The 7,013-nt window shown below is 74.2% G+C and carries 6 protein-coding genes; 3 read left to right on the top strand and 3 right to left on the bottom strand.

What is annotated here, in order from left to right:
• Positions 1–153: 153 nt before the first annotated feature.
• Positions 154–804, bottom strand: a complete 651-nt coding sequence (locus tag Q7T67_RS03640) for a hypothetical protein (RefSeq protein WP_304786094.1) — start codon at positions 802–804, stop codon at positions 154–156.
• A 256-nt stretch (positions 805–1,060) separates the two neighbouring features.
• On the opposite strand from Q7T67_RS03640, the gene Q7T67_RS03635 reads away from it, so the two are divergent.
• Together Q7T67_RS03635 and Q7T67_RS03630 are read left to right on the top strand one after the other, a co-directional pair.
• Positions 1,061–2,554 carry a cellulase family glycosylhydrolase gene (locus Q7T67_RS03635; protein WP_304786092.1) on the top strand — a complete coding sequence of 498 codons (1,494 nt, stop codon included), beginning with the start codon at positions 1,061–1,063 and terminating at the stop codon, positions 2,552–2,554.
• Positions 2,551–3,606: a hypothetical protein gene (locus Q7T67_RS03630; RefSeq protein WP_304786090.1), complete on the top strand. Its 1,056-nt coding sequence runs from the start codon at positions 2,551–2,553 to the stop codon at positions 3,604–3,606. Before Q7T67_RS03635 ends, Q7T67_RS03630 begins: the two co-directional genes overlap by 4 nt.
• Positions 3,607–3,709: 103 nt before the next feature.
• Here Q7T67_RS03630 and Q7T67_RS03625 read toward each other — a convergent pair whose 3' ends face one another.
• Complete coding sequence (locus tag Q7T67_RS03625; RefSeq protein WP_304786088.1) at positions 3,710–4,822, bottom strand: alkene reductase; 1,113 nt, start codon at positions 4,820–4,822, stop codon at positions 3,710–3,712.
• A gap of 107 nt (positions 4,823–4,929) precedes the next feature.
• Positions 4,930–5,781: a hypothetical protein gene (locus Q7T67_RS03620; protein ID WP_304786086.1), complete on the bottom strand. Its 852-nt coding sequence runs from the start codon at positions 5,779–5,781 to the stop codon at positions 4,930–4,932.
• A 148-nt stretch (positions 5,782–5,929) separates the two neighbouring features.
• Here Q7T67_RS03620 and Q7T67_RS03615 point away from each other — a divergent pair, with 148 nt between their 5' ends.
• On the top strand, positions 5,930–7,000 hold the full coding sequence (locus Q7T67_RS03615) for an ArgK/MeaB family GTPase (RefSeq protein WP_304786084.1): 1,071 nt from the start codon (positions 5,930–5,932) through the stop codon (positions 6,998–7,000).
• Positions 7,001–7,013: the final 13 nt, after the last annotated feature.

Raw genomic sequence — 7,013 nt, 5'->3', positions numbered from 1 at the left:
AGGACGACGAGCGCCGCGGCACGCCCCCGAGAGGACCGCCGCGGGTCGGCGACGCGCGAGGCGCGCCGGGCGTCGTCCGGGCGGCCGGTCACCGGCCCGAGGCTATCCGGGCCGCCGCGATCGGGCGGCGGTCTCGCCCCGGGCGGTCCGGGCTCAGCGGGCCATCAGCGCGTCCATGCCCACCGCCGCGGCCAGCACGAGCCGCCGGTCCAGGGCGCGGTCGGGGTCGGCCGTGAAGTCGAGGTCGTAGACGTCGCGCCAGCGCCAGCGACGCCGGCGGTTCACGCCGATGACCCGGCCGTCCGGGGTGCTGAACTCGAAGTCGTAGGCGATCGGCAGCCACTCCGCGAAGCCCCCGACGACCGGGACGAAGCCGACGAAGCGCCGGAACAGCGCCTTGCCGAGGCTCTTCTCGCGGGCCGAGATCTCGACCCCGCCCGCGCTGTCCTGCAGGACGAACGTCGACCGCAGCAGCGACGCGCCGAACACCTTGCGGATGGTCCCGATGACGGCGCCGCCCGGGCCGGTGATGTCGTACGTCGCGCGCGGGTCGAAGCGCTTGCGGGCCTTGATCCGCAGCAGCTCCTGGCTCTTGGAGTCGTCGGTGAAGAAGCCGATGTCCTCCTTGAACTTGAAGCGCTTCTGCTGGACGAAGCAGAACGGCTCGTCCTCGCCCACGGGCTCGGCGTCGACGACCTCGCCCTCCGTCGCCTGCTCGCCCGGGACCGAGAACTCGTACTGGTTGACCACCAGCCGGATGCGCTGGTGGAGCACGAAGCGGTCGTGCGCGTTGGGGTCGATCATGCGGCGATCGTCGCACGCCCCGCGGCGCCTGGAGCAGACGGCGTCCACCCCTCCGCGCAGCGGTCGCGGCACACCCCGGGAGGACCCGTCCGGGGACCGGCACCGGACCCCCGTGAGGCCACGCGAGCGTCCGGGCGCCACAACTTCCGGGGCCCGGCCGGGTTCCTACTCCTGAACGCGGCGCCTCCGGGAGCCGGGCCCCCGCCCGGTGAAGGTCCCCGGCGTCGTTCCTCCGCCCCCTTCGAGGAGCCCTTCTGTGACCGACCTCCGACGGCCTCGTCGGCGACCCGCCCCTGCGGTCGTCGCGGCCCTGTTCCTGCTGCTCTCCGTGGGCGGCCTCGGCCTGAGCGCCGCGCCTGCCTCGGCGGCCCGGTCGATGACCACCGCGATCGCCGACGACGGCGTCCTCAACGGTCGGCACGGCGACCCCGCGCCGATCGTCGCGGGGTGGAAGGCGGCCGGCGTGCAGAACGTCCGCCTGTTCGCGCAGTGGTCGCACATCGCCCCCGACCACGAGGCGCAGAAGCCGCCGGCCGGGTTCGACGGGAAGGCGGAGGGCGCCTACGACTTCGGCGACCTCGACCGCAAGATCGACCTCGTCCGCGGCAACGGCATGACGGTCACGCTCGTCGTGACGGGCCCCGGTCCGGTCTGGGGCTCGCTCGAGCCGCAGCGGCGCAACAACCGCTGGCGCCCGAGCCCCGCGATGTTCGGGGCCTTCGCCACCGCCGTGGCCTCGCACGTGGCCGACCGGGTGCAGGACTACATCGTCTGGAACGAGCCGAACGTCGCCACGTGGCTGCAGCCGCAGAACCTCTGCACCGGCTCCCGGTGCCGCGTCTACTCGCCGCACCTCTACCGCAAGCTCGCCGCCGAGGGCTACGCCGCGATCCGCGCGAAGGACCCCACCGCGACGATCGCCCTGGGCGCCACGTCGTCCCGCGGCGACCGCTTCCTCACCCGCACCAACGGCACCACGCAGCCGATGGTCTTCCTGCGCGAGCTCGCGTGCGTCGACTCCCGCTACCGCACCAAGCGGACCGGTGAGTGCCGCGGGTTCCGCGCCCCGAAGGCCAACGTCCTGGCCTACCACCCGCACTCCAGCCAGTACTCCCCCGCGTACCGCTCGCCGCAGACCGGCGACGCGCGCATGGGCGACCTCGGACGCCTGACCGCCGTCGCCGACCGGCTGACGAAGGCCGGGCGCCTCGACGTCGTCGGCGCGTCGCGCTTCCCGCTCTGGCTGGACGAGTACGCCTACGAGACCAACCCGCCCGACAAGGTGCGCGGCGTGTCGTTCGCCAAGCAGGCCGCCTGGTCGCAGTGGGGCTGGTGGACGGCCTGGAAGAACCCGCGCGTGAAGATGCTCGCGCAGTACGAGTGGATCGACGAGCAGAACGGCGACGACCCCAGCTCCGACCCCACCGGCTGGCAGTCCGGGCTCTACACCGTCGGCCGCCGTGCCAAGCCGCTGGCGCAGGCGTTCCCCAATCCCATCTTCGGCTGGCGCGGCTCGAGGAGCGCGTCGGTGTGGGGCCAGGTGCGCACCGCCGACGGTCGGATCGACGTCCGTCTGCAGCGCGCGACCGGCTCCGGCTGGAAGCCCTACCGGACGATCCGCACCGACTCCCGCGGCACCTTCACCGTCCGCGTCCCGCGCTCCTCGAGCGCGAAGTACCGCTTCTCCTACGTCTCCCCCGTCGACGGCGCCACCCGGACGAGCACGTCCACGACGCTGCGCCGCCGATGACCTCCCCCGACCCCAGGACCCCGATGACCCGCACCTCCAGAACGACGACCTCACGACTGCTCCTGGCCGCCGGCGCCGCCGTCCTCGCGACCGCCGCCGCGGCACCCGCCGCGAACGCCACGACCTGGGGGCTGGCCGACCAGAAGGCGTCGACGTTCACCGACCCGGCGTTCCAGCAGCTCCGCGACGCCGGGATGAAGACCGCGCGCTACACGGTCCGCTACGACGCCCTGCGCTACAAGAACAACCGGTCGCTGAAGTACCACGCCGAGAACCTCGACACCTGGCTGAAGGCCGCCGACGCCGCGAACGTCCGCCCGCTCGTCACGTTCTGGGTCACCGCCTCCAACTCCCGGTCGCTGAAGAAGCGGATCTCCGCCGCACGGTTCCGCACCGAGTTCAAGCGGTTCCGCAAGGCCTACCCCGAGGTCCGCGACTTCTCGCTCTCCAACGAGCCGAACCTCACCGGTCCGTACAAGCGCGACCCCGCCGCGCTCGGCCGCCTCTACCGCACGATCAGCAAGGACCTGCGGAACTGCAGCAGCTGCCGGCTGCTCGTCGGCGACCTGCACCTGACCTCGGGGAAGGCCACCGCCGCCTACGCCCTGAAGGTCCGCCGGGCGGCGAAGATGCCCATCCGCATCTGGGGTCTGAACAACTACAACGACGTCAACGACCGCCGCTCGACGCAGACCAAGCGCTTCCTCCGCTCGACGGCCGTCAGGAACGCCAAGGTCTGGATCACGGAGTCCGGCGGCGTCTACTCCCGCAAGTCGTCCTCGGAGCGGAAGAACCCGTTCCTCGCCCAGCGCCGCAGGGCCACGAGCGACAGCGCCCGCGAGAAGTACCAGTACGACGCCACGCGCTACCTCAACACGATCGCCAAGCGCTACAAGCGCCAGATCCAGCGCGTCTACGTCTACCAGCTGCAGTCGGACCCGAACCCGTCGTGGCGGCCGGGCAGCCGCAACGGCTCGTGGGACTCGGGCCTGCTGGACCCCCGCGGCGACGAGCGTCGCTCGTTCGGGTACTTCATCAAGCACGTCCTCTAGCCACAGCGCGGCGGCCGCAGCAGCCGCCGGTCCAGGCCGGTCGCGCGTCCCCGCCGGCGGGGCGGGGACGGCCCGCCGAGGCGGTCCGGCCCCGCCCCGCGACCTACGCCGTGCCGAGCGCCGTCTCGGCCTCGCCGTCGTCCAGCGTCGGGTAGTCCGTGTAGCCCTCCGGGCCGCCGGCGTAGAAGAGCTTCGACAGGGTCTCGTTCTGCGGGGCCTTCTGCGACCAGCGCTCGTAGAGGTCCGGGTTGGCGATGAACGCGCGCCCGACGACCGGGGCGTCGGCGTGGCCGTCGGCGACGAACGAGATCGCCTCCTCGCGCTCCGTGTGCTTCGAGAAGCCCGTGTTCAGCAGCAGCGGGGCGCCGAACGCGGTGCGCAGCTCGGCGGTCAGCGCGTCCTCGGGCTGGGCCAGCAGGTGGACGTACGCGAGGCCCAGCGGCGCCAGGGTGCTCGCGAGTGCGCGGTAGGTGTCCCCGCCGTCGCTCTCGGCCATCTCGTGCGCCGGCGCCAGCGGCGAGAGCCGGATCCCGACGCGCTCGGCGCCGATCGCCTCGACGACCGCGGTCGTCAGCTCGCCCACGAACCGCGCGCGGTTCTCGGGGCTGCCGCCATAGGCGTCGTCGCGGTGGTTGGTGTTGTCCGAGAGGAACTGCTGCAGCAGGTAGCCGTTGGCGCCGTGGACCTCGACGCCGTCGAAGCCGGCCTCGATCGCCCGCGTCGCCGCGTCGGCGAAGTCGCCGATCACCGCCGGGATCTCGTCGAGCGACAGCGCGCGTGGGGCGGGGATGCTCGCCGCCGCCTCGGTCGGCGTGAAGATCGTCAGCTCGCCGGGGCCGACGTCGGACGCGGAGACGAGCGGCTCGCCCGACGTGTCGGGGTGCCCGATGCGCCCGCCGTGCCAGAGCTGCGCGACGATGCGGCCGCCCTTCGCGTGGACGGCGTCGGTGACCAGGCGCCAGCCGTCGCGGTGCGCGTCGGTCGCGATGCCGGGCGTGCGCGGGTACGGCTTGCCCTGCTGCGAGACCCAGGTGGCCTCCGAGACGATGAGGCCCGCCGACGCGGCGCGCTGGCCGTAGTACTCGGCCATCAGCGCGTTGGCGGTGCCGTCGTCGTCGGCGCGGTTGCGGGTCAGCGGCGCCATCACCAGGCGGTTGGGCAGCTCGAGGGCTCCCAGCGTCAGGGGCTGCCGGAGGACGTCGAAGTCGTCGGTCATGGCGCCCGACGATGGCACAGGCGTGGCGCGACCCCGGAGCGTCCGGGCAGCGGGTGCCGGTCGCGGACCCGAGGGTGCGGCCGGCGACCGGCGCGACCGGCGCCGGATCAGACCCCGACGTTCAGTCGCACCGTCATCCCGCCCCGGACGTCGCCCGACGCGGAGGCCAGCTGGCTCGCGTAGCCGTCGGCGAAGACCATGTCGCCGTCCAGCGGGGTCCGTCCGAGGTTCTCGGTGCTGCCCTCGTAGCCCGCGGTGGCGTAGACGCGGGCGCACGCCTCCTGCGGGAACGCGAGCTGCGACGTACGCAGCTTCCGAGCGCCCCGCAGCGCAGCCTCCTCGTCCTCGTAGATCTCGAAGTGCGCGTGCGGCCAGCGGCCGGGATACGCGCCGGGGAAGACCGTGCGGAACGACAGGCGCCCCTCGTCGTCGCTGACCTGCACCCCGCGCAGGTAGTTCTCCGACGCGATCTCGCCGTCGTAGAGCGAATAGCGGCCCGCCGCGTCGCAGTGCCACAGGTAGACGGCGGCGCCCTTCAGCGGCCCGCCGCCGCCGGCCACGTCGATCAGGCGCAGCTCGATCGTCGTCGGCACGCCCTCCGCCACGCCCGACGCGTCGCCGACGCTCCGCGTGATGTCGCGCCGTACGACACCGCTCTGCGCGAGGACGTTCGGGCCGTTGGAGCCGTCGCCCGGGAACGGTCCGGCGGTCTCCTCCGGGACCGCGGCGGGCGCAGCCGTCGTCGTGCCCGTGGCGGTCGTCGTCGCCGGGGCCTGCGCCGCCGTCGTCGTCCCGTCGTCGGTGCCGCAGCCGACGAGCACCGCCCCGATGCCGCCCGAGAGCGCGAGGAGCGCCCGGCGACGGCTCAGGAGCACCGGCAGGTCGTGCGACAGGCCCAGGTCGTGCTCCTCCACCCCGTCCCGGTCCTGCCCGTCGTCCCTGCTCCGCCCGCGTCCCATGCACGCATGGTCCCAGCCGTTCCTGGGGGGAACCTGAGGGCCACGGGTGCGTCGGGACGGTGCCGCGGCGTCCCCGGCCCGGCGGGCGCCGCGGCACCCGGACCCGGCCGTCGGACGACGGGACCGGGGGCCGCCCTACGATGGGCCGATGCAGTCCGACCTGGGAGCGACGCTGGCGCAGCGACTGCGCGACGGGGACCTCGCGGTCGCCCCGGCGGTGCTCAACCTCGTGGAGACCCGCACCCCCGCCGCCCGCGAGCAGACCGCGGAGCTGCTGCGGCTGCTCTCCCCCGCAGCGCTCGGCCAAGAGCCCGCGGGCCACGTCGTCGGCGTCACCGGGCCGCCCGGGGCCGGCAAGTCGACGCTGCTCTCCGAGCTCGTCCGCAGCCTCCGCGCCCAGGACCGGAGCGTCGCCGTCCTGGCCGTCGACCCGTCCAGCCGCCGCACCGGCGGCTCGCTCCTCGGCGACCGCGCCCGCATCATGGTCGACCCGCACGACCCGGCGGTCTTCATCCGCTCGACCGCCGCCGCCGACCGGCTCGGCGGCCTGGCCTGGGCGACCCGCGCCGCCGCGCAGGCGCTCTCGGCCGCGTTCGACGTCGTGATCGTCGAGACCGTCGGGGTCGGCCAGTCCGAGACGGACGTCGCGGACGTCGCCGACACCGTCGCCGTCATCGTCCAGCCGGGCTCCGGCGACGTCCTGCAGTTCCTGAAGAGCGGGATCATGGAGATCCCCCACGTCCTGGTCATCACGAAGTCCGACCTGGGCCGCATCGCCCAGCGCGCCCGGGCGGACGTCCGGGCGGCGCTGCGCTCGGTCGGCGACCGCACCACGAAGGTCGTCGCGGTCAGCTCGCTGGCCCCGGCGACCGGCTTCGACGAGCTGATCTCGGCGCTGGACGCGCACCGGGCCGGCATCGACGTCGCCCGGGCCCGCCGGGACGCCCGGAGGCGAACCGCGGTCGACGACTTCCGGCTCGAGCACGGCGAGCGGGCGCTCCGCGAGCTGGGCGGCCGACCCGCCGCGCGACGCGTCCTGGCGGAGACCGGCGATGATCTGGCCGTGCCGATCCTGATGCAGGAGCTGGAGCGGGCCGCCGGCCTCCTCGACACCGCCGCGCCGACCGGGACCCCGACCGCCGCGCGGCCGGCCGACGTCGCGGCGTCCCCCGACGCCGGCCGGGCCGCAGAGGCCCCCACGGCCGGGCCCGTCCGATGAGCGACACCGGGCC

The organism is Patulibacter sp. (assembly GCF_030655195.1).
Taxonomy (GTDB): Bacteria; Actinomycetota; Thermoleophilia; order Solirubrobacterales; family Solirubrobacteraceae; genus Patulibacter.
Note: the sequence above shows the minus strand (reverse complement) of the source record. Positions and strands in the feature narration are given on the sequence as shown.